Here is a 23941-nt window from a genome sequence, read left to right on the forward strand (position 1 = left end):
CTTAGACGAGAATCAGGTTGTCACGGTGAACCAGCTCTGGCTCTGCCATGTAACCCAACAAACCAACAATCGCATCGGACGATTGACCAATGATTTTTTGCGCTTCGAGCGCGCTGTAGTTGGCCAGGCCTCGGGCGATCTCGCGACCATCCGGCGCCACGCACACCACCATTTCGCCACGACGAAAACTGCCCTGAACCAGCTTCACGCCCACCGGCAGCAGACTTTTATTGCCTTGGGACAGCGCCGACACCGCCCCCGCATCCAGCACCAGCGTGCCACGGGTTTGCAGATGCCCGGCCAGCCATTGCTTGCGCGCCGCCAGCATGCCGCGCTCAGGAGACAGCAACGTGCCGATGCGCTCGCCCGCTTTCAGGCGGTCCAGCACCCGCTCCAGCCGACCACCGACAATGATGGTGTGAGCCCCGGAGCGTGCGGCCAGACGAGCGGCACGCAGCTTGGTCTGCATGCCGCCACGTCCCAGCGCGCCACCGGTACTGCCTGCGACCGCGTCCAGCGCTGGATCATCGGCACGGGCCTCGTAAATCAGCTTGGCGCCGGGGTTACTGCGCGGGTCGGCGTCGAACATGCCGTCGCGATCCGTGAGGATCACCAGCAGATCCGCCTCCACCAGGTTCGCCACTAACGCGGCCAGGGTGTCGTTGTCGCCAAAACGAATCTCGTCGGTGACCACCGTGTCGTTTTCGTTGATCACCGGGATGACTTTCAGCTCCACCAGCGCCCGCAAGGTGCTGCGGGCGTTGAGGTAGCGCTTGCGGTCGGACAGGTCGTCATGGGTCAGCAGAATCTGCGCCGTATGGCGACCATGCTCGGCAAAGCTCGACTCCCAGGCCTGCACCAGACCCATCTGACCGATGGCGGCAGCGGCCTGCAACTCGTGCATCGCGCTGGGTCGCGACGTCCAGCCCAAACGGCTCATGCCAGCTGCCACAGCCCCCGAAGAGACCAATACCAGCTCGACGCCAGCCTCATGCAAGGCCACCATCTGCTCGACCCACACCGCCATCGCCTTGCGATCCAGGCCCTTGCCATCCGCCGTCAGCAGTGCACTACCGATCTTCACGACCCAGCGCTGCGCACCCGTCACCTTGCTCCGCATCTTCTTCAACCTTTGCCAGCGAACGGCGCGACCCAGCACCGCCCATGGGATTATTCGTATTTGCGTTTTACAGATACCAAAACGCCGCTCGAATGAGCGGCGCCTTGGAAACTGGCTGGCTGCGATGATAACACCGCACTGGACCAGTTAAACCTGCCCCCAGGCCAGTCACCCGAGAATCCTTGTGTGAGCACGCCTATGGGAGCACACCTGTGGGAGCAAAGCTTGCTCGCGATGACACGGTTACATCCAACACCTTTGCTGGCTGTAAAAATGCTATCGCGAGCAAGCTTTGCTCCCACAGATTCGCTCCCACAGGTTTTGACCTCAAGCGGCCAGCATCCGCAGAAAATCAGTCGCGAACGTAGATGATCTCCGGACCGTCTTCGTCATCCACGTCTTCTTCGTCCCAATCGTCGTCACCGATGTCATGGACCGACTTCACGCCGCTGCGACGCAGGGCACGCTGATCATCCAGCGCTTGCAACTGAGCACGCGCCTCGTCCTCGATACGCTGATCGAGCTCGGCCAACTCTTCCTTGTAGGCAGGGTCATTGGCCAGGCGATCGGCACGGTCTTCCATATAACGCATGATGTCGTGGCACAGACGCTCGGTGCCTTCTTTGGCAATGGCCGAGATCACGTAGACCGGACCTTCCCACTCCAGGCGATCGACGATTTCCTTGACCCGTTCCTCGTGCTCTTCCTCAAGGATCTGATCGCACTTGTTCAGCACCAGCCAGCGGTCACGCTCAGCCAGGGCCGGACTGAACTTGGTCAGCTCACTGACAATGACTTCGGCTGCATCAGCGGCACTGGTTTCATCCAGCGGCGCCATGTCCACGAGGTGCAGCAACAGCCGGGTACGGGACAAGTGCTTGAGGAAACGAATCCCCAGGCCCGCACCATCGGAAGCGCCTTCGATCAGCCCCGGAATGTCCGCCACCACGAAACTCTTCCAGCGGTCGACACTGACCACACCCAGGTTCGGCACCAGAGTGGTAAACGGGTAATCGGCCACTTTCGGCTTGGCTGCCGACACCGAGCGAATGAAGGTGCTCTTACCGGCATTCGGCAGACCCAACAGGCCCACGTCGGCCAGCACTTTCATTTCCAGCTTGAGGTCACGCTGCTCGCCTGGCTTGCCTGGCGTGGTCTGGCGCGGCGCACGGTTGGTACTGGATTTGAAACGGGTGTTGCCCAGGCCGTGCCAGCCGCCATGGGCCACCATCAGACGCTGGCCAGCCTTGGTCAGGTCGCCGATGACTTCCTGAGTGGCGGAGTCGATCACCGTGGTGCCGACCGGCACGCGCAGGATCAGGTCTTCGCCCTTTTTGCCGGTGCAGTCGGTGCTGCCACCGTTGGAGCCACGCTCGGCATCGAAGTGCCGGGTGTAACGGTAGTCCACCAGGGTGTTGAGGTTCTCGTCGGCGAGCATGTAGATCGAGCCGCCGTCGCCTCCATCACCACCGTTCGGACCACCGTTCTCAATGAATTTTTCCCGACGGAAACTCATGCAACCATTGCCGCCGTCGCCAGCCTTTACTCGAATCGATACTTCATCAACAAACTTCATGACACACGCCTCTCGCCATACGGACGAGCCAAAAAAACAAGACATAAGACTCTTGCAAAAATGAGCGCAGCGACCTGATGACACGCCCCAACTGCAGCGCCGACAGCCCATACAAACAGTTTTGCAAGAGACTCACCCCACAAACGAAAAAGCCCCGTCGCAAGACAGGGCTTTTCCAGCGATCTCGCAATTAAGCTGCGACAACGCTCACGTAACGGCGGTTGAACGCGCCCTTTACTTCGAACTTGATCACGCCTTCGATTTTCGCGAAGAGGGTGTGATCCTTACCCATGCCAACACCGTAACCGGCGTGGAATTGGGTGCCGCGCTGACGCACGATGATGTTGCCCGGAATGATTTTCTGGCCGCCATACATCTTGACGCCAAGGCGTTTGGCTTCTGAGTCGCGACCGTTACGGGTACTACCACCAGCTTTTTTGTGTGCCATGAGTTCAATTCTCCTAGTGAGGAATTAGGCTGAAATTAAGCCTGAATACCGGTGATTTTGATCTCGGTGTACCACTGGCGGTGGCCCATGCGCTTCATGTGGTGCTTACGGCGACGGAACTTGATGATGCGGACTTTATCGTGACGACCTTGGGAGATCACTTCAGCCACAACGGTAGCGCCAGCAACGACTGGAGCGCCGATATTCACGTCATCGCCATTGGCGACCAACAGAACGCGATCAAAAGTCACGGATTCGCCGGTAGCGATTTCCAGTTTTTCGATCTTCAGGTATTCACCTGGGGCGACCTTGTATTGCTTGCCACCAGTAACAATTACTGCGTACGACATGGTATTTCTCCGATAATCCTGCTCACCCAGCGCTTTATAAGAAGAGGTATTGGCTGGCATGGCTGCATGGGCTGGAAGGCCCGGATGCAATTGCGTAAGGCAGGTGCTGCCCAGGAAGTTCAGGGTGCGCGATTGTACGCAAGGTGCAACAGCCTTGCAAGTAGCCGTCCATCGCGCCTTGACAGGTCTGGGTGGGGGTCCTAGCATGCCGCGCAACCCTTCTGGAGCACCTTTCGCTGATGCAACCCCAAGCTTTCTACCGCGCGGTGGCGGACGATTTTAGCGCCGTCGACGGCATCATCAAGAAGCAGCTGACTTCCCGAGTGCCGCTGGTATCGAAAATCGGCGACTACATCACTTCAGCCGGTGGCAAGCGCCTGCGTCCTTTATTGGTGCTTTTGTGTGGCAAGGCCCTGGGCCGCGAAGGCGACGACATGCGCCTGCTGGCCGCCACCATCGAGTTCCTGCACACCGCGACCCTGCTGCATGACGACGTGGTCGACATGTCCGGCATGCGCCGCGGCCGCTCGACCGCCAACGCCATGTGGGGCAATGCCCCAAGCGTGCTGGTGGGCGACTTCCTGTATTCGCGCTCGTTCGAAATGATGGTCGAGCTGGGCTCGATGCCGGTGATGAAGATCCTGTCCCAGGCCACGCGTATCATCGCCGAAGGCGAAGTGCTGCAGTTGTCCAAGGTGCGCGATGCCAGCACTACGGAAGAGACCTACATGGAAGTCATTCGCGGCAAGACCGCGATGCTCTTCGAAGCCTCGACCCACAGCGCCGCTGCGCTGGCCGGCGCCAGCGCCGAGCAGAGCGAAGCGTTGCGCACCTTTGGCGATCACCTGGGTGTGGCCTTCCAGTTGGTGGACGACCTGCTGGACTACAAGGGCGACGCCGAGACGCTGGGCAAGAACGTCGGGGACGACCTGGCCGAAGGCAAACCGACCCTGCCGCTAATCTACACCATGCGCGAAGGCACCCCGGAGCAGGCGGCACTGGTACGCCAGGCGATCCAGAAAGGCGGGATCGAAGACCTGGAGAGCATCCGGGAAGCGGTTGAAGCGTCCGGCTCGCTGGACTACACCGCGAAACTGGCCCGTGACTACGTTGCCCGCGCGATCAAATGCCTCGACGCCCTCCCGGCCAGCGAATACCGCGATGCGCTGGTGGAGTTGAGCGAGTTTGCGGTGGCCCGTACTCACTGAATACCCAGGCTTTTTGTGGGAGCAAGGCTTGCCCGCGATGACGACGATGCGGTCCTTCAGAAACCGAGTCGCCTGTATCGCGGGCAAGACTTGCTCCCACAAATCCTCTCGCCACAGGATATCCAAACGCAGCACCGTCCCTCTTTCGTAACAAAACCCTATATAATGTGCGCCCTTTTGCCCTCCTGATACCCAAGGAACTTTAGTGAGCACGTTGCCTCCCTGCCCGAAATGCAATTCCGAATACACTTACGAAGACGGTACTCAACTGGTCTGCCCGGAGTGTGCCCACGAATGGTCTGCCAGCGGCGAAGCTGAAACAGCCTCCGATGAAACAGTGAAGAAGGATTCGGTCGGCAATGTCCTGCAAGACGGCGACACCATCACCGTGATCAAGGACCTCAAGGTCAAAGGCACGTCGCTGGTGGTCAAGGTGGGCACCAAGGTCAAGAACATCCGTTTGTGCGATGGCGATCACGACATCGACTGCAAGATCGATGGCATCGGCCCGATGAAACTCAAATCCGAGTTCGTCAGAAAAGTCTGAGCCTTGTGTATTCCATCCCACGCCCCGCGTGGGATGGCGCTTCACCCTCCCCGCTCCCAGCCCCCGTTTGCGCCTCCGAGCCAAGCGCCAGCCGATTGAGCTGCCGCAACCCACCGTCAGAAAAACAATTCGAACACCAATAGAGTCTTGCTATTTAGCGAATAAGAATTATTCTCATCAGACCCATCAAGGAGATGAGAACCATGACTAATTTGATCGATGCCTGGCTGGACCGCCCACACCCTTACCTGAGAATCCTGCATCGGGAAACCGGGGAAGTCTGTGCAGTACTTGAAGAAGAAGCCTTGAGCGAATTGCAGGACCAGGGGGATCTGGACCTCAACAGCCTCAATTCCAGCGAGCCGCTGGTGCTCAAGGAACTGGTGCGCAATCTGTTCCTGTTCTGTTACGCCAGGGCGTTGCGCCCCAGTGGCGATTTTAATGGCAGGTTTCACGGATGAACACAGAGGTCATGTGGGAGTGGGCTTGCTCGCGAAAACGGTGTGTCAGTTAACGAAAAAGTCGACTGACAGTCCGCATTCGCGAGCAAGCCCGCTCCCACATGTATTTGCCCAGCGTCAAACCGGGCGGGGTCTTACAGAACGTCCAACAGCTCGACGTCAAACACCAGTACGCTGTGCGGCGGAATGCTGCCAACGCCTTGAGCGCCGTAGGCCAGTTCGCTTGGCACGTACAAACGCCATTTGCTACCGGCGTTCATCAATTGCAGCGCTTCGGTCCAGCCTGGGATCACGCCACCCACCGGGAATTCGGCAGGCTGGCCACGATCGTAGGAGCTGTCGAACACAGTGCCGTCGATCAGGGTGCCATGGTAGTGGGTACGTACCTGGTCCTCACGGCTCGGCTTGGCGCCTTCACCCTGAGTCAACACTTCAAATTGCAGACCCGAGGCCAGGGTGGTGATGCCTTCGCGCTTGGCGTTTTCAGCCAGGAACGCACGACCTTCGCCAGCGGCGGCTTCGGCCTTGGCGGCAGCTTCGGCCTGCATGATTTCGCGGATGACTTTGAAGCTGGCGGACATCTCGTCCTGGCCCACACGGCTCGGCTTGCCGGCAAAGGCGTCGGTCAGGCCAGCCAGGATCGCGTCCAGACTCACGCCCGGTGGCGGGTTGTCGCGCAGTTGGTCGCCCAACTGACGGCCAATGCCGTAGCTGACGCGGGTTTCGTCGGTGGACAGGTTAACTTCGGACATGATGCTGCTCCGCTGTGCGGACGGCTCGGGAATATGCCGTGCTTGACACAGCGCCTCCCGGAGCGCCCGGAACCAAAAGGGCGAGCAGACTAGCACAGATGCCGTGGCGGGTGACGAGCTCCCTCATCAAAGCCCCGCCACCAGAAACGACAACGCCCGCCTGCTTTGCAACAGACGGGCGGTGCACCGAAGCGATGAACGGATCTCAGTGCTTGGTCAGTTTATCCAGGTAGCCCATGGCAAACGCCGAGACCACGAAGGTCATGTGGATGATCACGTACCACATCAGGTGCTCGGGATCGACGTTCTTGGCGTCCATGAAGATGCGCAGCAGATGAATGGAGGAAATGGCAACGATCGAGGCCGCGACCTTCATCTTCAGCGAGGACGAATCCATGGTCCCGAGCCAGTTGAGCTTTTCCTTGTCGGAGTCGATATCCAGTTGCGAGACAAAGTTCTCGTAGCCGGAAATCATCACCATCACCAGCAGGCCGCCCACCAGCGCCATGTCGATCAGCGACAGCAGCACCAGAATCAGCTCGGATTCGGCCATGGCAAACACATTGGGAATGATGTGAAAGACTTCCTGGAAGAATTTCAGCGCCAGGGCCAGCAACCCCAGGGACAGCCCGAAATAGATCGGCGCCAGCAGCCAACGGGAGGCGTACATTGCATTTTCGATAAAGCGTTCCATTGAGTCTCACACCAGGGCTGAAAAATCGCGGCGAGTATACCAGTGACGACCTGGGTCATAAACGCCAGGCCCATCCGTGGCTTCAGCCCTTGTGTCAAAACTTTACTGCCAACGCCCGTACGCTGACGACTTTCAATGCAGCGGGCGAAACTCGAAGCCGTCAACGCTGCGACAGCGGCCTCCATTGATTTCCCGCAACTGGGCCTGCATGTGCAAGCACCATATCTGTGGGTCGTCGGCCAGCTCATAACCATGCAATGTCAGGCTTTGCACAATGGTATCGAGAATGGACTCAGCGGCATTCGGGCCGGGAAACGGGCCTTGAGCCTTGATGGCCGAAGGTTGTTCGCCAGCCATTCCGGCGGCGAAGAGCAAGGTCCACATACCGGTATCGCCCGCCAGCGGACGGATGGCGCATTCGATACGGGTCACAAGGCCCAGGCATTGACGAGTGAGGCAAAGGTTGCGCGACATGGCGGCGCCCCTCGATAGATCCGGTATTCAGCCTCAGGACAAGGCTGTTTCGATCCGATGATGGCTCTCGTTATCCTTGAACTGAGGATAGAAGAAAAGTTCCGGCCGCAAGGGCTTTCGAGACCAGAATACGCCGAGCGGTCACAGTGTGAATATTGACGCCAAAGTGGTGGCGTCTTTCAGTAATAATCCACACAACATTGATTGTGAGAGCGAGCCTGTGGGAGCAAAGCTTGCTCGCGATGAGGTTGCCACATGCAACACTTCTGTTGACTGGACAAATGCTATCGCGAGCAAGCTTTGCTCCCACAGGCTTGCTCCCCATAGGGGGTCTTGCTGCGATCAGGAACGCATCAAGCCGGCTTGGCCTCCGCCAGCGCCTGTTGCGCCAGTTCCTTTTCCGCTTCCTTGATGTCGTCTTCGCTGATCATCTCCGCGATCACCCGCAGCCGTTCCACCACCCGGGCATTGACGCTGCCCTCAGGGAATTCACCGTTTTCATCCGGCTCGCCGGCAGGTTCACCCACCAACAGGCTCAGGGCTTCGTCGGCCTGGCGCACCGCATAGACGTGGAACTGCCCGGCTCGCACGGCAGCGAGTACTTTCTCGTCAAGCATCAGGGTGGCGACGTTGGCCTGGGGAATGATCGCCCCTTGCTCGCCGGTCAGCCCACGGGCTTCGCAGAGACGGAAGAAGCCTTCGATCTTCTCGTTGACCCCACCCACCGCCTGCACTTCACCAAACTGGTTGATCGAGCCGGTGATAGCGAAACACTGTTTCAGCGGCGTCTTCGACAAGGCAGAAATCAGCGTGCACGCCTCCCCCAGGGATGCGCTGTCGCCATCCACGTAGCCGTAGGATTGCTCCAGGGCGATGCTGGCCGAGATCGCCAGGGGGAATTCCTGGGCATACCGGCTGCCCAGGTAACCGGTGAGGATCATCACGCCCTTGGAGTGGATCGGCTGGCCGAGGTTGACCTCCCGCTCGATGTCGACGATGCCGCTGCCACCGGGATAGACCGTGGCGGAAATCCGCGCCGGCACGCCGAACGCCGAATCCCCCACCTCCAGCACTGTCAAGCCGTTGCACTTGCCCACGGCCGCGCCGTCGGTGTCGATCAGGATGATCCCCGCCAGCATATCGTCGAGGATCCGCGCCGAGACGCGCCCGGTACGGGTGGCCTTGGCCTTGAGGGCCCGTTCGATGTGACCGGCGTCGGTCATCTCGTCACCGGCCAACTGACGAATGAAATCCGCCTCGCTGACTAGCTGGAACAGATCGCCGATCCGCGCCGACAAACGCCCCTGATGCTCGGCCAGGCGCGCACTGTAGGTGGCCAGGCGCGCCACCGCGTCCGCGGTCAAGGGCGCCATGCCCTCCTCCGAAGTACGGGTCTTGAGCAACTGGGCGAACTGCTCCAGGCTTTCATCCCCCATCGGAATGTCTTCGTCGAAGTCCACCAGCACGCGAAACATTTCCTGGAAGTCCGAATCCAGGTCCTGCAAGGCGTAGTAGAGCTGGCGAGCGCCAATGATCACCACTTTGACTTGCAGCGGGATGTGCTGCGGCGTCAAGGTGACCGTGGCCAGACGACCCAGCTCGCCCAGTGGCGACTCCATTTTCAGTTTGCGCGATTGCAGGGCGCGCTTGAGTGCATCCCACACGAACGGCTCGCCAAGCATTTTTTCTGCTTCGAGGATCAGGAAACCACCGTTGGCCCGGTGCAACGCCCCCGGGCGCAGTTGTCGATAGGTGGTATAGAGCGCGCCCTGGTCAGTGCTGTATTCAATGCGCCCAAACAGGTTGTCGTAGGTCGGATGCGGTTCGAACACCACCGGTGCGCCACCGCTGGTTGGATGCCCTACCATCAGGCTCGGGGCGTATTGCTCCTCCAGAAGCTTGCGGGCAATGGCGTCGCTCTTGCTGTCGTCCACCAACTGCTCGACCACCGTCTTGAGCAGGTAGACCTGCATGGCTTGCAGGTAACCGCAGACCGCGGCGTTCTCTGCATACTTTTCCGACAGCGGCGCCAGCAAGGGTTGCAGGGCCAGGGTGATGGTTTCTTCGTTGAGGTGACGCAACTGGTTACTGGACTCGCGCTTCCACTGCGGCAGGCTGGCGAGTTCTTCGTTCAAACGCTCTTCCAGGCCCGAGATATCGTCATGAAAGCGCTCGCGCTCGGACTCCGGCAACTGGGCGAATTCCGCCTCGTCCAGGGCCTTGCCCTCGCTCATCGGCGTGAAGGCGATGTTGCTGCTGTCACGGTACAGGGCGACATCCTTCTCCAGCGCCAGACGCTCGATCACATCCAGGGCGCGGTCGTAGCGCTGGTTGAAGGTGCGGTCGATCGCGCTTTTTTTCTGCTGATAGGAAGGATGCTCGAACACCGCCGGGAAGGTCGCCAGCAGGTTGTCGATCAGGCCATTGATGTCGGCGATGAAAGCCCCCGCCGCACCCGATGGCAGCTCCAGGGCACGGGGTTCGCGGGGTTCATCGAAGTTGTTGACGTAGACCCAGTCCGCCGGGGTCTGCAGGCGCTTACCTTCGGCCTTGAGGTAACGTTTGACGAACGAAAACCGGCCGGTGCCGGGCTCGCCCATGACAAAGACGTTGTAACCGGGGCGCGGCATGGCCACGCCGAACTGCAATGCTTCGACCGCACGCTCCTGGCCAAGCACACCGCGGAAGGGCTCCAGATCATTTGGTGGTAGAGAAGCTGAACTGTTCAGCGGAAAACGGGCGGGTCAGCGCTTCGGGCGCTAGGCGCAAGCTGGCAGCAACAGGATCAGGCATCGGGCTTCCTTACATCAGGCGGGGGCAGATAGCGGCATTCTGGCGCTGCCTGCACCTGACTGGCAAGGAGCGCCTCAGACCAAAGCATAGTCAAGGGGCATACCTTGAGCACGAGCCCGTGCCTTCATGACATTGCGGTTACTTTTTGCAAAATGTCACGGAACCCCAGGATCGTGCCTAAACTCCAAATTGCGCGGCTGGAACAATAACCGGCCCACTGGCCTGTAGGGCCAGACCCTGTCCATTGGTATGCACATAAAAGAGAACATAGCTATGAAACGGATTCTTCTCGGTACTCTCTTCACCGCTGTATCCCTTAACGCCATGGCTCAGGCGCCAGGCGGTCCGGATTGCGGCTGGGGCAACATGCTGTTCGAAGGTCAGCGTGGCACCCCGGCTCACTTCCTGGCATCCACCACCAACGGCACCTCTGGCAACGCCACCTTCGGCATGACATCCGGCACCAACGGTTGCTCGACCAACGCGGCACTGACCTACGGTGGCAAGTCCTGGCTGGCCATGAATGGCATGATGAACGAGCTGTCCGAAGACATGGCCAAAGGCCAAGGCGAAGCGCTGACCACCTACGCCGTGGTATTGGGCGTGGCGCCGGAAGACCGTGCGCATTTCTCCGCTGTCACTCACGAGCACTTCCAGCAGATCTTCAGCAAGGCTGATGTGACCGCAGAAGACGTGCATACCAACACCCTGGCCGTGCTGAAAAGCGACCCACGCCTGGCCAAGTACGCCACTCAAGCTTAAGCTCGACACCACTCGCTCCTCTCGGGGAGCGGGTTTTCTTTTTGGGGCCCCTTTCGGTCTTTATTTTCGACTTTCCAAGTAGCCAACTATGCTCAAACGCCTTGCCTGGCTGGCGCTCTGTGTGTGCGCCCCGTTGTCCGCCGCACCTCATGTCGACCCTCAACGCTTGCAGCAACTGGCCAACGACCGTTTCTGGATTTCCCTGGGCCACTACGAAACCGCCAAGCTCGGTGGCTGGCGCAGCTATGTCAGCGACAAAAGATTTTTCCTCGCACCCGACGGCAACGAACATCCAGACCACGAACTGTCCGCCACCGTGCAAGCGCTGTACGGCCCGGCCAGTGCTGGTCAGCAACACGCCCAATGTGTGTACCCGGCGCGCACACGCTGGCTGAAGGCGCAGCTCAACCTGACGGATCTGCCGACGGTTGACTGCAGCGAATTCACCCAATGGTTCAAGGACGTCGCGCCCCACAGCGCGGTGATGATCTTTCCGGCCGCCTACTTGAACAGCCCGTCTTCGATGTTCGGCCATACCTTGCTGCGTATCGACCAGGCCGATGTGCAGAGCGACAAGACCGCGCTGCTCAGTTATGCGATCAACTTCGGCGCCTACATCGAAGGCTCGGACAACAGCATCCTCTATGCCTGGAAAGGCCTGATGGGCGGTTACCCGGGCCTGTTCGCCCTGGTGCCCTATCAGGAAAAACTCTCCGAGTACCGCAGCCTGGAAAACCGCGACCTGTGGGAATACCGTCTCAACCTGAGCCAGGCGGAAACCGAGCGCATGGTCGAGCATGTGTGGGAACTCAAGCAGATCCAGTTCGACTATTTTTTCTTCGATGAAAATTGCTCCTATCGCCTGCTCGAATTGCTGCAAGTGGCCCGTCCCAGTCTGCGTCTGACCGAACAATTCCCGTTGACGGCGATTCCCACCGACACCGTAAAGGCGGTGAAAGAAGCCGGGCTGGTAGAAAGCATCGAATACCGGCCCTCCCGTGAGCGGGAGTTGCTCAGCCGCGCCGAACCACTCACCGACGACGAGCAGCAATGGGTGCTGAAGGTCAGCGCCGACCAGAAACAACTGCAAACTTCAGCCTTCAAGGCATTGCCTCGCGCTCGCCAGGCGCTGATCATCGACGCGGCCTATCGTCTGGAGCGCTACCGCGCCAACGGCCAGGAACGCGACCCGCAGCGCGCCCAGCGCAGTTTCGAACTGTTGCGGGCGATCAACCAGAACCCCGCGCCGGAACTCGACATCCCGCAACCGGGCCTGCCCGAGGATGGCCACGAGTCGCGTACCTGGCAGGCCGGCCTCGGCACCCGTGGCGACCGGGCGTTCGGCGAATATGGCCTGCGCATGGCCTACCACGACCTCAACGACAACGCCGAGAGCTTCCCGTTGGGCGCACAGATCGAGATTCTGCAACTGAAGCTGCGCCAGTACGAAGGCAATGACTGGCAGTTGCAGCAGTTGGACCTTGCCACCATTCGCTCCCTGACTCCGCGCAACGAGTTGCTGCAACCGCTGTCCTGGCAAGTCACCGGCGGCCTGGAGCGGGTGCCGGGCAAGCACGACGATGAAACCCTGGTCAGCCACGTCAATGGCGGAGCCGGCGGCACATGGGCGCTGGGCGATGATGTGCTGGGGTTCGCCTTGGGCACGGTGCGGGTCGAACACAACAACGACTTCGCCCAATTCATCGCCCCGGCCGCAGGCTTCAACACTGGCGTGCTATGGAAAAACCCGCTGGGCAACTTGAGCCTGGAGGCCAAAGGCGACTATTTCGTCAACGGCGAAGTGCGCCGTAGCCTGAGCCTGAACCAGCAGTGGGAACTGTCCCGTAACCTCGGCCTGCGCCTGAGCGCCCAGCGCGAATTCAGCCATCTGGCGTCACCGGAAACCGAAGTGATGCTGGAGGTGAAGTGGTATCACTATTGACCGGGACATAGCCTGCACTCACATACGCGAACAGATTCCTCACAACGCTTTCACATCGGCCTGACGAGTCCACTTCTAAACTTCTCATATAAGTGGATCAGGCAGGAATGCAAAAAATGAGGCGCGCGGTGGTGCTGAGTGTGGTGATGTTGCTCGGTGGCTGTGAAACTACCCACGAAGATCTGATCGCCCGGGGTTACCCTCCGGCGTTCGCCGACGGCTTCGATGACGGTTGCAGCAGTGGCCGGCAGGCGGCCGGCGTGATCACCGGCCAGTTCAGGAAGGACGTGCCACGTTATCTCAAGGACGCTCCCTATGCCGAAGGCTGGAGCGACGGTTTCCGTCAATGCCAGGCCATGCGCGAAAGTGAGGAGCGTAACGCTTACCGCGAACGCCATTGGGACGAGCGGGAACGGGCCTGGCAGCAGCAGAAGGACCAGGACGCCGCCCGGGCTTATCGCTCACAGTGAGTCGCGTACAGACATCCGCTGAAACCAAAAGCCTGCGACCATGGCCCAAACTCCAATAGAGGAGAACACCATGAGTCGCGCCTTCGTCAATGAGGACAACGCAGCTGCCCAGGCCGATCAGCCGGTCGAACGCCAGGTCAGCGCGCAACCCAATTACGTCACACTCTCCGGGTTCGTCCAATTACAGGCCCGGGTCGCTGAGCTGCAGGCGCTACACGGCCAGCAGGCGGCCAGGGGAGAGCTGGCGGACAAGCAGCGAATCGCGGATATCGAACGGGATTTGCGGTATTTCAATCAGCGCTTGCAAAGCGCTCAGGTCATAACGCCAACTTCAGTGGATCAGGTGCGGATCGGGCATTGGGTGAGCTTTGTCGATGAGCATAATCACGAGCAGCGTGTGCAGTTGGTGGGTGAAGATCAGGCCGATGCGGCCAATGGGTTGATCAATTGGGGATCGCCGTTGGGAGGGGCGTTGCTGGGAGCCAGGGTTGGCGATGAGGTAATTTGGGAACGGCCAGTGGGAAATCTCGCCATCGAAGTCGTTGCGATAGATCTTGGGTAACTTTGCCGAGCGCTGACCTCTTATGCACTAACCAACGCCCCCTCACATCATCCAGACACTTCCACCTTGAGTGTGGGCAAGTCGCAACATTACGACAAAACAATGATGTACAGCACGCTTGTAGCAACATGCAACTGCAACACAAAGTCATGACCACACACTGGCATTAAACCAAGCGCATGTTACTGTTCTCCCCGCACTTCAACTCAGTGCTTAAAAATAACAAAGGAGATACAAAATGAGTGAACAGCTACTGGCAATGTCGGGTGATTTCGATAGCGATTTCAAGTCTTATCAACAGGTAAACCCTCACGGTATCGAGTCTGCGGTGCTGACCATTGTCGAGTGCGGCACCGTGAACTGCACCGCTCTTTTGTGCTAACCCCCGCTTTATCAAAGCACACCTGCGCAGCAGGACTTTGACACACACCAACTTCATTAATAAACATACTTCGTTACGCCCTACAGCCTGGATGCAACTATTCGCGTCCGCTTGGCCGCGGTCACTGCATCCAATACCTGATAGACGATGAGGATAACACCATGAGCGAACAGATCCTGAACATGTCTGGCGACTTTGATCGCGACTTCGAAGCTTACCTGGCTCCCGACAAACGTAATATTGAGGCTATGGGAACGACTATCCTCGATTGCGGCACTCTGGCGTGCACGGGGGTTGGCTGTACCACATTGCCTTGACCTGAGTTATATCGAACTCAAGTCGAGCCATTGAAACCGGTCAACCCATAAAAATAGAGCAGGCAGCGCCTGCTCTATCCATATCAGGAGTTACAGCATGCTGGTAAATTGCTTGAAGTTGCATCAGCGCGGCGGGCGCAGATTTGCTTCCGGTCAGGACATCGTCACTTTTCAAAACAACATGACCCGCCTGCATGCCGACGACCAAGCTGTACTGCTTCACTTTGGATTGGACAGGCAACAACTGGTCGCCTATGTAAACGAACCCGCCAATGTGCAGCCGTTGCCCCCTGATAGCGAAACAATTCTGAGGCATTTACAGGAACAGCTCGCCCGACTTGACTCGATAAGCGTTCAGGCAAAAACAATACCGAGCAACAACGAACATTTTTATTGGTTTGACTACCGTTTTTTTCTTTATTTTATCGATGTATTCAAAGCCGACGAGCGCTATTCGGACGCATCAGCACATATCGATGAGCAGACCTTTTTTCCCAGCCTTGAAAGCCATTGTCACAGGCAGGATTAGGCGCACTTGCGAACAGAGTCTGGTGCATTATCTGAATACGCAGATTGCCGAAGGCACTGATATCGATCTGGCCGGGTTCAACCAACGACTTAAAACCCACTCACTGACGTCACTGCTCGAAAAATACCCGGTGCTGCGCACCTGCTGTTTGATCTGCTGAAGGACACAGTCAACTATTTGTATGCCGTCATAGTTGACTTCGCCGCCGATATCGAATGGCTCGAAAACGACTTTTCAATCCCAGCCCGAAGCATCAACGCCATTGAACTAGGGCTGGGCGATCCTCATGGCCGGGGCGAAACGGTCTGTCGAGTTGATGTTGGCGCCATGTCACTGATCTACAAACCCAGGGCGAGCCAGGAGGCGCTGTTCTTCAACCATCTGCTCAGGCAACTGCATGAGCGGACCGGAGCAGAATACTTTTCTGTCTACGCGCCAAAAGTTGTCAGCCGCGAGCGGCATAGCTGGATTGAAAAAATCGACAACGTGCCTTGTGAGAGCGAGGCGGACGTGGAACTGTTCTACAGCAAAATGGGCGCACAGATCGCCGTCATCCATGCCTTGAACGGTATCGACTTTCATCACGAAAACATCATTGCGTGTGGAAGCAGCCCCGTCATGATTGACCTGGAGTGCTTGTTCACTGCGTCCGTCAGTAACCTGCTATTTGACTTGCCAGAGAACTGCGCACTGTTCAAAGCCTTCAAGCTGACCCGCCAATCGGTGTTTTCCAGCGGTTTTGTTCCCTTCGCACAGAGTTCGGGTAACGACCAGAGCGGCCTGACACGCCAAGAGCAGTTCATGTCCACTCGCAAGTCGCTGGTCTTCGAAAATGGTTTTTATCATTTGCGCAAGATCAGCATCAAACATCGCCCCCAGCACAAACATTTGCCGCTTCTGGCCGGTGAGCGCAAGGGGCTTGAACACTACCAGACAGCATTCTTCCATGGCTTTGAGTATGCGTACGATGAGTTGATGGCTCAGCGGCAGAGGGTGATCCAGATGCTGGAGCAGGCTGCCGATCGACTCTCAACCCGCGTATTGATCAAGAATACCCAGCGCTATGCGGAATTTATCGGGCTGAGTCATCACCCACGCTTTATGCAGAATATGTTGGACCGCGAACTCCTGTTGGCAACGCTATGGAAAGACTTGAAGGACGCCTACCTCGCAAAAGGTGTGCCCCTCCACGAAATTACCGACCTGCAAAGGCTCAGCATCCCGTGCTTCACCATGCCACTCCAAGCCAATCACCTGGTGAATGCACAAGGTGAAACAATAGATCTGGGCCAGGTAGAACCGCCGATAAAAAGCTGTCTGGAGAAAATAACCAATATGTCCAGGGCTGACCGGATATTGCAGCGTACGGTGCTCGAAACCTGTTTGTTTCCCCTGCCCAATGAACACCAACCGCTAAATCTCACGCGCCCGCATACGAAAGTTGAAAACCTCCGGCAGACAGAGCGTCTTGACAACATACAAGGCATCGCTTCCTACATCGAAGAGCTCTCGTTATCAGGCACAGGCTCGGACATCAGTTGGTTAGCCTTTCATACCCATCCCACGACTCAAAAAAAATACCTCTCGCCCATGGCGCATGGTCTGTACAACGGCATTGCCGGGCTGGGACTGTTTTACCTGAGCCTGTTCAAAGTCAGCGGCATGTCCCATTACCTGTCCCGTGCCGATCAGGTGCTGCACTCGCTGGACCAACACGCCGGCTATTACAAAAGCGATCTGGGCATCAGTGCTTTTCATGGCCTGGGGTCTTACATTTATCTTCTTATCAACCATCGACAAATCACCGGCGATCAAAAGAACAACGAAAAGCTGGAAGAACTGCTGACCCAACTGATGGACGTGGCAGTTGAGGATTATGACTTCGACTTCCTGGGGGGCTGTTGTGGCGCGGTGACGCTCCTGGCGAACCTGTATACGGTGTATCCGCGAGAAGCTCTGCTGGCGACCATCCGGCGCATGGTCGAATACATCAAAAATGAAACCGTCATCGAAGAGGGTCGTTTCTATCGGCGCAACGATCATTCGATCATTCTGACAGGGTTGTCCCACGGCCTCTCGGGCGCAATCCATGCGTTTTGCAAAGCCTACGACGTCACCCGCGATGCAGCACTGGTGCCGTTGGCCATCCAGTTTCTGGAGGGCGAAAACCGTTGTACCCGGGATGGTTTCTGGCTGGACTTGCGAGACACGGAACAGCCGGGGCATTTGTCCAAGTGGTGCCACGGAGATGGCGGAATCCTGATCGCCAGGCGCCAGCTCTTGCAGTCGATGGGAGAGGCTCTGGACGAATCAACCAGGCAGATCATCAATGACGATATCGTGAGATGCGAGAACAACCTCTGGCATGACGGACTTCGCAGCGGTTATAGCTTGTGTCATGGAGATTTTGGCAATTTGATCTGCTTGCACGATTTGTATCGCGAGGCAGGCAATCACCTGGGCATCAGTCGTGTCAAACGGGCATTCGATGAGGTCGCCGGGCATTTTTTCGAAGGGAAACCCTTTGGGGGTAATTATGTTCCCGACCTCAGCCTGCTGACAGGAATCGCAGGCGTGGGCTATGCCTTGTTGTATGAGATGGATCCGACTATCCCCAACATTTTATCGCTCGACTTCGCGGTGCCCACGTAAGTCTGTGGGATAAAACAGCCACATACCTGTGGGAACGAGCTTGCCCGCTCCCACAGGTTTTGTGACCTGTTGTCCGACCTAATCAGGCCAGTTTCTTGTGCCGCACGCGGTGCGGCTGAGCAGCGGCTTCACCCAGGCGTTTCTTGCGATCGGCCTCGTACTCGGTGTAGTTGCCTTCGAAGAACACCGCTTGCGAGTCGTCTTCGTACGCCAGGATGTGGGTCGCCACGCGGTCGAGGAACCACCGGTCGTGGGAGATCACAATCGCTGCGCCCGGGAAGTCCAGCAGGGCTTCTTCCAGGGAGCGCAGGGTTTCGACGTCGAGGTCGTTGGACGGTTCGTCGAGCAACAGGACGTTGCCACCCTCCTTCAAGGTTAACGCCAGGTGCAAGCGACCGCGTTCACCACCGGACAAGTCCTTGACGAACTTCTGCTGGTCGCCGCCCTTGAAGTTGAAGCGCCCCACATACGTGCGCGACGGAATTTCATAGTTGCCAATGCGGATCTGGTCGGAACCGTCAGATATCTGCTGGAACACGGTCTTGCTGCCGTCCAGGTCTTCGCGACTCTGGTCGACGCAGGCCAGTTGCACGGTTTCGCCGATTTCGATGCTGCCCGAATCCGGTGTTTCCTTGCCCATCAGCATGCGGAACAGCGTGGATTTACCCGCACCGTTACCACCGATCACACCGACAATGGCGCCTTTTGGCATGGCGAACGACAGGTTGTCGATCAGCACACGGTCGCCGTAGCCCTTGGTGACGTTCTTGAATTCGATGACCTTGTCACCCAGGCGCGGGCCGGCCGGGATGTAGATCTCGTTGGTTTCACTGCGCTTCTGGAATTCCTGGGACTGCATTTCCTCGAAGCGTTGCAGACGGGCCTTGGATTTGGACTGGCGGGCCTTGGCGCCTTTGCGCACCCATTCCAGTTCTTCCTTCATGGCTTTTTCATGGGCCGACTGCTGCTTGGATTCCTGGGCCAGACGATCGGACTTGGCTTCGAGCCAGCCCGAGTAGTTGCCTTCGTAAGGAATACCCGCGCCGCGGTCCAGTTCCAGGATCCAGCCGGCAACGTTGTCCAGGAAGTAACGGTCGTGCGTGATCGCGACCACGGTGCCCGGGAAATCGTGCAGGAAGTGTTCGAGCCAGGCGACAGAATCGGCGTCCAGGTGGTTGGTCGGTTCGTCGAGCAACAGCATGTCCGGCGCCGACAACAGCAGGCGGCACAGGGCCACGCGGCGCTTTTCACCACCGGACAGGACTTCGACCTTGGCATCCCACGCGGGCAGGCGCAGCGCATCGGCGGCGACTTCCAGCTGGCGATCCAGGTTATGGCCATCACTGGCTTGCAGGATCGCTTCGAGCTTGGCCTGTTCGGCGGCCAGCTTGTCGAAGTCGGCGTCCGGTTCGGCGTAGGCAGCGTAGACCTCGTCCAGGCGCGCCTGGGCATCCTTGATCACGCTGACGGCCTCCTCGACCACTTCACGTACGGTCTTGGTCGGATCCAGCTGAGGCTCTTGAGGCAGGTAGCCGATGTTCAGGTCCGGCATCGGACGGGCTTCACCGTCGAATTCGTTGTCGACACCGGCCATGATTTTCAGCAGCGTGGACTTACCCGAGCCGTTGAGGCCCAACACCCCGATCTTGGCGCCGGGGAAGAACGAGAGCGAAATGTTTTTCAGGATTTCCCGCTTCGGCGGAACAACTTTGCTCAGCCGATGCATGGTGAAGACGTATTGAGCCATGGTGAACCTAGCGTCAGTGACAGGTGAAAAGAACGGGCCAGGCCATGCGCGGCGCCGGCGCTTGACGGTGATCAATGCCGGCGGGCAGATAAAGCCTGGGGATCGGAGCTTGCGCGCTCTTGTTTGACCGGCAAAGCTACCTCAACCATCGGTCAAGGTCCAGCCACCAAAGGCTGGCACTTTGCCACAAGTCAAGGCATGCTAGCCGCCCTTTGGGCGTCCGGCTTATAGTGCACGTCGCGCCAGTCCAGCAAACTGCAGGATTACAGCTTGTCCAACGTCACGCCGACCCTGTCCCCACGCGCACCGACTGCTGCGAACGGCTCGCCCCTGCGCGGGACATTGAAGGGCGCGCTGGCCACCTTGGTGCTGTTGTTACTCGGGCTGCTCTTCTGGCAGTTGCTTGACCAATTACACGAAACCCAGCAGCAACAGCGCCAGTACACCATCGATTACACCGCCGACCTGGCCGCCCAAGTCAGCCTGAACATGGCCTTGAATGCGCAAATCGCCCTCAACCTGCTACCGATCATCGAACAACCGCAGAGCGCCGACGAGCAGCAGGCTCTGCTGCGCAAACTCCAGCAATCGTTGCCCGAGCTACGCAGCCTGGCGTTGCTGAGTCCTTCCGGCCGGGTGCTCAGCGACAGTGATCCCGCCAGCCACGATGCCGATTATCTGGTGGACCTGGTACGGCGCAGTCATGCTCAAGCGCACTATTTCAGCAATGCCGAGGACGGCTCCGTGGTGCATCTGTTATTGCACCAGGCCGCCGGCAGCAGCCGCGGCTATTGGGCCCTGCGCCTGACCCCAACCTTCTTCTCGACCCTGACCAAGCAGGCCGATACCGGCATGCGCCCACTGTGGCTGGTGGAAAACCGGCTCAACCAGCAAATCATCAGTCGGGACGAAAGCCTGCCCTCGGCCCATCCTACCCGGCTGTCCCCAGATGATCTGAGCAACACCGTGCTGACCGTGCCCCTGAGCAGCAGCGACTGGCAACTGCGTGGGCTGTTCGACCGGCGTCAGGTGCTCGAACAACTGCTCCCGGCCTTCATCGGCAAATGCCTGCTGGGCCTGGCGTTTTCGTTGCTGCCGGTGATCGCGCTCCTGAACATGCGTCGGCGTCAGCGCCAGTTGCACGAGGGCCGTCGGCGCTACCAGGATATTTTCGAAGGCACTGGCGTCGCGCTCTGCGTGCTTGACCTGTCGAGCCTCAAGGCGTTTTTTGAAAGGGCCGGTTTGCACAACGGCGACCAGTTGCGCGCCTGGATGGCCATCCCTCACCAGCTTGAACAACTGCAGCAGGAAGTTCACGTCACCGAAGTCAATCAGATGGCGTTGAAGCTGCTCAATGTCACCTCCTGCGAACGGGCCTGGCAACTGCTGGTCGGCAATGCAGCCCCGGATAACAATCCCGTGGGTTCGAAACTGCTCGAAGCGCTGCTCGACCAGCACAAGCAGTTGGAGCTGGAGATCAAGCTGCAGGACGCCCATGGCCGTGACCAGCATCTGTGGCTGGTGCTGCGTCTGCCGGAAAAACAGCAGGACTACAACGCCGTCATCCTGAGCATCAGCGACATCACCAGCCGCAAGCTGATCGAACTCTCGCTGCTCGAGCGCGAAGGCTTCTGGTCCGACGTGGTGCGCACCGTGCCGGATCATCTCTATGTGCAAGACGTGATCAGCCAGCGGATGATCTTCAGCAACCATCACCTGGGGCAGACCCTGGGGTACGACCGCACCGAACTGCACCAGATGGGCGAATATTTCTGGGAAATCCTGCTGCACAGCGAAGACGCCGACCACTATCACAACTTGCGCCAGGAGCAACGGCGGGCCGGGTATGCGCAACTGCTGCAATGCCAGTTGCGCTTTCGTCATCGCAACGGCAAATGGCGGCGCTTCGACATTCGCGAACAAGCGCTGGCCCGGGACCGGCACGATCAGGTGACGCGTATCATCGGTGTGGCCAAGGACATCACCGAACAGATCGAAGCCAGCGAATCGCTGCGTGACAGCGAACAACGCTACCGGATGCTCGCCGAAAGCATCAGCGACGTGATTTTTTCCACCAACAGCAAACTCTCGCTCAATTACGTCAGCCCCTCGGTGCAAGCGGTGCTGGGCTACAGCGCTGACTGGATATTCCAGAACGGCTGGCAATCGACCATCGCCAATCCGCAACAACTGACCGGTATCTATACCTTGATGGATCGGGTCAGCAAAGCCCTCGACAAGCCCGAGCAACTGGCCGAGTTGCGCAACCAGATGCAGACCCAGCTGTTTCTGTTCGATTGCCTGCGCGCCGACGGGCGCAAGATCCCCATCGAGCTGCGGCTGGTACTGGTGTGGGATGACCTCGGCGCGTTCGAAGGGGTGCTGGGCGTGGGTCGCGATATCAGCCAGCAAAGACGCGCCGAAAAAGACCTGCGCATGGCCGCCACGGTCTTCGAACATTCGACCTCGGCGATTCTGATCACCGACCCGGCCGGTTACATTGTCCAGGCCAACGAAGCCTTCAGTCGCGTCAGCGGTTATGCCGTGTCACAAGTGCTGGACCAGTTGCCCAACATGTTGACCGTCGACGAACAGCAGGAAGCCCACCTGCGTTACGTGCTCAAGCAGTTACAGCAACACAGCACCTGGGAAGGCGAAGTCTGGCTCAAGCGCCGCAATGGCGAGCATTACCCGGCCTGGGTCGGCATCACGGCGGTGCTGGACGATGAAGGCGACCTGGCCAGCTACGTGTGCTTTTTCAGCGACATCAGCGAACGCAAGGCCAGCGAACAACGCATCCATCGCCTGGCCTACTACGACGCCCTGACCCACCTGCCCAACCGCACGTTGTTCCAGGATCGCCTGCACACCGCGCTGCAATCGGCCGAGCGGCAGAAAAACTGGGTCGTGCTGATGTTCCTCGACCTGGACCGTTTCAAGCCGATCAACGACTCGCTGGGCCACGCCGCGGGCGACCGGATGCTCAAGGAAATGGCCACGCGGTTGCTCGGGTGCGTGGCCGACGATGACACCGTGGCGCGCATGGGCGGTGACGAATTCACCCTGCTGCTGCAACCGCGCTCCAGCCGCGAAATGGCGCTGAACCGGGCGATCAACGTGGCCGAGCAGATCCTCGCCAGCCTGGTCCGACCGTTCGTACTGGAAGGTCGGGAGTTCTTTGTCACCGCCAGTATTGGTATCGCCCTCAGCCCCCAGGACGGCAACGAACTGAGTCAGTTGATGAAGAACGCCGACACGGCCATGTATCACGCCAAGGAACGCGGCAAGAACAACTTCCAGTTCTACCAGGCCGACATGAACGCCAGCGCCCTGGAACGGCTGGAGCTGGAGAGCGACTTGCGCCATGCTCTGGAGCAGAACGAGTTCGTGCTGTATTACCAGCCACAGTTCAGCGGCGACGGCAAACGCCTGACCGGCGCCGAAGCCTTGTTGCGCTGGCGCCATCCGCGACGCGGGCTGGTGCCGCCGGGGGACTTTATCCCGGTACTCGAAGAACTCGGGTTGGTGGTGGACGTCGGCGACTGGGTCATCAGCGAAGCCTGTCGGCAGCTCAAGACCTGGCATCAGGCCAAGGTTCGGGTGCCGAAAGTCTCGGTCAACATTTCAGCCCGGCAGTTCTCCGACGGCCAGCTTGGCACGCGAATCGCCAACATCTTGCGTGGCACCGGTCTGCCGCCGGCCTGCCTGGAGCTGGAACTGACCGAAAGTATCCTGATGCGCGAGGTCAGCGAGGCGATGCAGATCCTGGCCGGGCTGAAAAACCTGGGCCTGAGCATTGCTGTGGATGACTTCGGTACCGGTTATTCGTCCCTCAATTACCTCAAGCAATTTCCCATCGATGTGCTGAAAATCGACCGCACCTTCGTCGATGGTCTGCCCTCCGGCGAGCAGGACGCCCAGATCGCCCGGGCGATCATCGCCATGGCCCACAGCCTCAACCTGGCGGTGATCGCCGAAGGGGTCGAAACCCACGAACAACTCGATTTCCTGCGCGAACATGGCTGCGACGAAGTCCAGGGCTACCTGTTCGGCCGCCCGATGCCGGCCAACCGGTTTGAAGCGCAGTTCAGCAATGATGCGTTGTTCATGCTCGACTGAAGCCTTGTACTATCCGGGCCGGCCTCTCGCGGGCAA

At 58.8% G+C, this 23941-nt stretch carries 21 protein-coding genes and 1 pseudogene; 13 read left to right on the forward strand and 9 right to left on the reverse strand.

The window, feature by feature from the left end; genetic code table 11:
* Nucleotide 1: 1 nt before the first annotated feature.
* The 4 genes from proB to rplU all read right to left on the reverse strand — a co-directional run bounded on the left by proB (nt 2) and on the right by rplU (nt 3494).
* The gene (gene proB, locus PSH57_RS24660; RefSeq protein ID WP_256233175.1) at nt 2-1120 is read right to left on the reverse strand and encodes a glutamate 5-kinase; all 1119 of its coding nucleotides are present in this window, start codon (nt 1118-1120) and stop codon (nt 2-4) included.
* Nucleotides 1121-1472: 352 nt separating this feature from the next.
* The gene (cgtA, locus tag PSH57_RS24665) at nt 1473-2696 is read right to left on the reverse strand and encodes an Obg family GTPase CgtA (protein WP_256233174.1); all 1224 of its coding nucleotides are present in this window, start codon (nt 2694-2696) and stop codon (nt 1473-1475) included.
* Nucleotides 2697-2886: 190 nt separating this feature from the next.
* Entirely contained in the window at nt 2887-3144 is a 258-nt protein-coding gene (gene rpmA / locus PSH57_RS24670) for a 50S ribosomal protein L27 (protein WP_003176049.1), read from the reverse strand.
* 35 nt (nt 3145-3179) lie between these two features.
* On the reverse strand, nt 3180-3494 hold the full coding sequence (gene rplU, locus PSH57_RS24675; RefSeq protein WP_003176051.1) for a 50S ribosomal protein L21: 315 nt from the start codon (nt 3492-3494) through the stop codon (nt 3180-3182).
* A 239-nt stretch (nt 3495-3733) separates the two neighbouring features.
* Here rplU and PSH57_RS24680 point away from each other — a divergent pair, with 239 nt between their 5' ends.
* The 3 genes from PSH57_RS24680 (at nt 3734) to PSH57_RS24690 (ending at nt 5710) form a co-directional block, all read left to right on the forward strand.
* On the forward strand, nt 3734-4702 hold the full coding sequence (locus tag PSH57_RS24680) for a polyprenyl synthetase family protein (protein ID WP_076386394.1): 969 nt from the start codon (nt 3734-3736) through the stop codon (nt 4700-4702).
* A 205-nt stretch (nt 4703-4907) separates the two neighbouring features.
* Complete coding sequence (locus PSH57_RS24685) at nt 4908-5249, forward strand: zinc ribbon domain-containing protein YjdM (RefSeq protein ID WP_076386396.1); 342 nt, start codon at nt 4908-4910, stop codon at nt 5247-5249.
* Between the two features lie 203 nt (nt 5250-5452).
* Nucleotides 5453-5710, forward strand: a complete 258-nt coding sequence (locus PSH57_RS24690; protein WP_305444776.1) for a PA4570 family protein — start codon at nt 5453-5455, stop codon at nt 5708-5710.
* A 134-nt stretch (nt 5711-5844) separates the two neighbouring features.
* Here PSH57_RS24690 and PSH57_RS24695 read toward each other — a convergent pair whose 3' ends face one another.
* The 4 genes and pseudogenes from PSH57_RS24695 to PSH57_RS24710 all read right to left on the reverse strand — a co-directional run bounded on the left by PSH57_RS24695 (nt 5845) and on the right by PSH57_RS24710 (nt 10423).
* The gene (locus PSH57_RS24695) at nt 5845-6462 is read right to left on the reverse strand and encodes a BamJ family beta-barrel-assembly machinery protein (RefSeq protein ID WP_025215564.1); all 618 of its coding nucleotides are present in this window, start codon (nt 6460-6462) and stop codon (nt 5845-5847) included.
* Nucleotides 6463-6667: 205 nt separating this feature from the next.
* A complete protein-coding gene (locus tag PSH57_RS24700) occupies nt 6668-7156 on the reverse strand; it encodes a TIGR00645 family protein (protein ID WP_047230159.1) in 489 nt (162 codons plus the stop codon).
* A 132-nt stretch (nt 7157-7288) separates the two neighbouring features.
* Nucleotides 7289-7630: a PA4575 family protein gene (locus PSH57_RS24705; RefSeq protein ID WP_210641051.1), complete on the reverse strand. Its 342-nt coding sequence runs from the start codon at nt 7628-7630 to the stop codon at nt 7289-7291.
* A 353-nt stretch (nt 7631-7983) separates the two neighbouring features.
* Nucleotides 7984-10423, reverse strand: a pseudogene (locus tag PSH57_RS24710) (Lon protease family protein).
* A gap of 273 nt (nt 10424-10696) precedes the next feature.
* On the opposite strand from PSH57_RS24710, the gene PSH57_RS24715 reads away from it, so the two are divergent.
* The 9 genes from PSH57_RS24715 (at nt 10697) to lanM (ending at nt 18039) form a co-directional block, all read left to right on the forward strand.
* Nucleotides 10697-11185 (forward strand): DUF3015 domain-containing protein, encoded by a 489-nt coding sequence (locus PSH57_RS24715; RefSeq protein ID WP_057451579.1) that lies wholly within the window; start codon nt 10697-10699, stop codon nt 11183-11185.
* A gap of 88 nt (nt 11186-11273) precedes the next feature.
* Nucleotides 11274-13127: an Lnb N-terminal periplasmic domain-containing protein gene (locus PSH57_RS24720; RefSeq protein WP_305385961.1), complete on the forward strand. Its 1854-nt coding sequence runs from the start codon at nt 11274-11276 to the stop codon at nt 13125-13127.
* 116 nt (nt 13128-13243) lie between these two features.
* Nucleotides 13244-13597, forward strand: coding sequence for a hypothetical protein (locus PSH57_RS24725; RefSeq protein ID WP_305390468.1), 354 nt, complete (start codon nt 13244-13246; stop codon nt 13595-13597).
* A 70-nt stretch (nt 13598-13667) separates the two neighbouring features.
* Complete coding sequence (locus tag PSH57_RS24730) at nt 13668-14159, forward strand: GreA/GreB family elongation factor (RefSeq protein ID WP_305385962.1); 492 nt, start codon at nt 13668-13670, stop codon at nt 14157-14159.
* A gap of 238 nt (nt 14160-14397) precedes the next feature.
* A complete protein-coding gene (locus tag PSH57_RS24735; protein ID WP_305385963.1) occupies nt 14398-14541 on the forward strand; it encodes a hypothetical protein in 144 nt (47 codons plus the stop codon).
* Between the two features lie 161 nt (nt 14542-14702).
* A complete protein-coding gene (locus PSH57_RS24740) occupies nt 14703-14858 on the forward strand; it encodes a hypothetical protein (protein ID WP_305385964.1) in 156 nt (51 codons plus the stop codon).
* Nucleotides 14859-14955: 97 nt separating this feature from the next.
* Nucleotides 14956-15387: a hypothetical protein gene (locus tag PSH57_RS24745; protein WP_305444778.1), complete on the forward strand. Its 432-nt coding sequence runs from the start codon at nt 14956-14958 to the stop codon at nt 15385-15387.
* A 22-nt stretch (nt 15388-15409) separates the two neighbouring features.
* Nucleotides 15410-15547: a hypothetical protein gene (locus PSH57_RS24750; RefSeq protein ID WP_305444779.1), complete on the forward strand. Its 138-nt coding sequence runs from the start codon at nt 15410-15412 to the stop codon at nt 15545-15547.
* Between the two features lie 17 nt (nt 15548-15564).
* Complete coding sequence (gene lanM, locus PSH57_RS24755; protein ID WP_305444781.1) at nt 15565-18039, forward strand: type 2 lanthipeptide synthetase LanM; 2475 nt, start codon at nt 15565-15567, stop codon at nt 18037-18039.
* An 82-nt stretch (nt 18040-18121) separates the two neighbouring features.
* Here lanM and ettA read toward each other — a convergent pair whose 3' ends face one another.
* Nucleotides 18122-19786: an energy-dependent translational throttle protein EttA gene (ettA, locus tag PSH57_RS24760; protein ID WP_305416176.1), complete on the reverse strand. Its 1665-nt coding sequence runs from the start codon at nt 19784-19786 to the stop codon at nt 18122-18124.
* A gap of 270 nt (nt 19787-20056) precedes the next feature.
* Between ettA and PSH57_RS24765 the strand changes: the two genes are divergently transcribed.
* Nucleotides 20057-23905, forward strand: coding sequence for a bifunctional diguanylate cyclase/phosphodiesterase (locus PSH57_RS24765; RefSeq protein WP_305385966.1), 3849 nt, complete (start codon nt 20057-20059; stop codon nt 23903-23905).
* The last annotated feature ends 36 nt before the right edge of the window (nt 23906-23941 follow it).

Source organism: Pseudomonas hefeiensis (assembly GCF_030687835.1).
In the GTDB taxonomy this organism is placed as follows: Bacteria; Pseudomonadota; Gammaproteobacteria; order Pseudomonadales; family Pseudomonadaceae; genus Aquipseudomonas; species Aquipseudomonas hefeiensis.

What these genes read in the sequence shown, in the direction of transcription:
- proB (WP_256233175.1), bottom strand. Translation starts at nt 1,120, where the DNA reads ATGCGGAGCAAGGTGACGGGTGCGCAGCGCTGGGTCGTGAAGATCGGT.
- cgtA (WP_256233174.1), bottom strand. Translation starts at nt 2,696, where the DNA reads ATGAAGTTTGTTGATGAAGTATCGATTCGAGTAAAGGCTGGCGACGGC.
- rpmA (WP_003176049.1), bottom strand. Translation starts at nt 3,144, where the DNA reads ATGGCACACAAAAAAGCTGGTGGTAGTACCCGTAACGGTCGCGACTCA.
- rplU (WP_003176051.1), bottom strand. Translation starts at nt 3,494, where the DNA reads ATGTCGTACGCAGTAATTGTTACTGGTGGCAAGCAATACAAGGTCGCC.
- PSH57_RS24680 (WP_076386394.1), top strand. Translation starts at nt 3,734, where the DNA reads ATGCAACCCCAAGCTTTCTACCGCGCGGTGGCGGACGATTTTAGCGCC.
- PSH57_RS24690 (WP_305444776.1), top strand. Translation starts at nt 5,453, where the DNA reads ATGACTAATTTGATCGATGCCTGGCTGGACCGCCCACACCCTTACCTG.
- PSH57_RS24695 (WP_025215564.1), bottom strand. Translation starts at nt 6,462, where the DNA reads ATGTCCGAAGTTAACCTGTCCACCGACGAAACCCGCGTCAGCTACGGC.
- PSH57_RS24700 (WP_047230159.1), bottom strand. Translation starts at nt 7,156, where the DNA reads ATGGAACGCTTTATCGAAAATGCAATGTACGCCTCCCGTTGGCTGCTG.
- PSH57_RS24705 (WP_210641051.1), bottom strand. Translation starts at nt 7,630, where the DNA reads ATGTCGCGCAACCTTTGCCTCACTCGTCAATGCCTGGGCCTTGTGACC.
- PSH57_RS24715 (WP_057451579.1), top strand. Translation starts at nt 10,697, where the DNA reads ATGAAACGGATTCTTCTCGGTACTCTCTTCACCGCTGTATCCCTTAAC.
- PSH57_RS24720 (WP_305385961.1), top strand. Translation starts at nt 11,274, where the DNA reads ATGCTCAAACGCCTTGCCTGGCTGGCGCTCTGTGTGTGCGCCCCGTTG.
- PSH57_RS24725 (WP_305390468.1), top strand. Translation starts at nt 13,244, where the DNA reads ATGAGGCGCGCGGTGGTGCTGAGTGTGGTGATGTTGCTCGGTGGCTGT.
- PSH57_RS24730 (WP_305385962.1), top strand. Translation starts at nt 13,668, where the DNA reads ATGAGTCGCGCCTTCGTCAATGAGGACAACGCAGCTGCCCAGGCCGAT.
- PSH57_RS24735 (WP_305385963.1), top strand. Translation starts at nt 14,398, where the DNA reads ATGAGTGAACAGCTACTGGCAATGTCGGGTGATTTCGATAGCGATTTC.
- PSH57_RS24740 (WP_305385964.1), top strand. Translation starts at nt 14,703, where the DNA reads ATGAGCGAACAGATCCTGAACATGTCTGGCGACTTTGATCGCGACTTC.
- PSH57_RS24745 (WP_305444778.1), top strand. Translation starts at nt 14,956, where the DNA reads ATGCTGGTAAATTGCTTGAAGTTGCATCAGCGCGGCGGGCGCAGATTT.
- ettA (WP_305416176.1), bottom strand. Translation starts at nt 19,786, where the DNA reads ATGGCTCAATACGTCTTCACCATGCATCGGCTGAGCAAAGTTGTTCCG.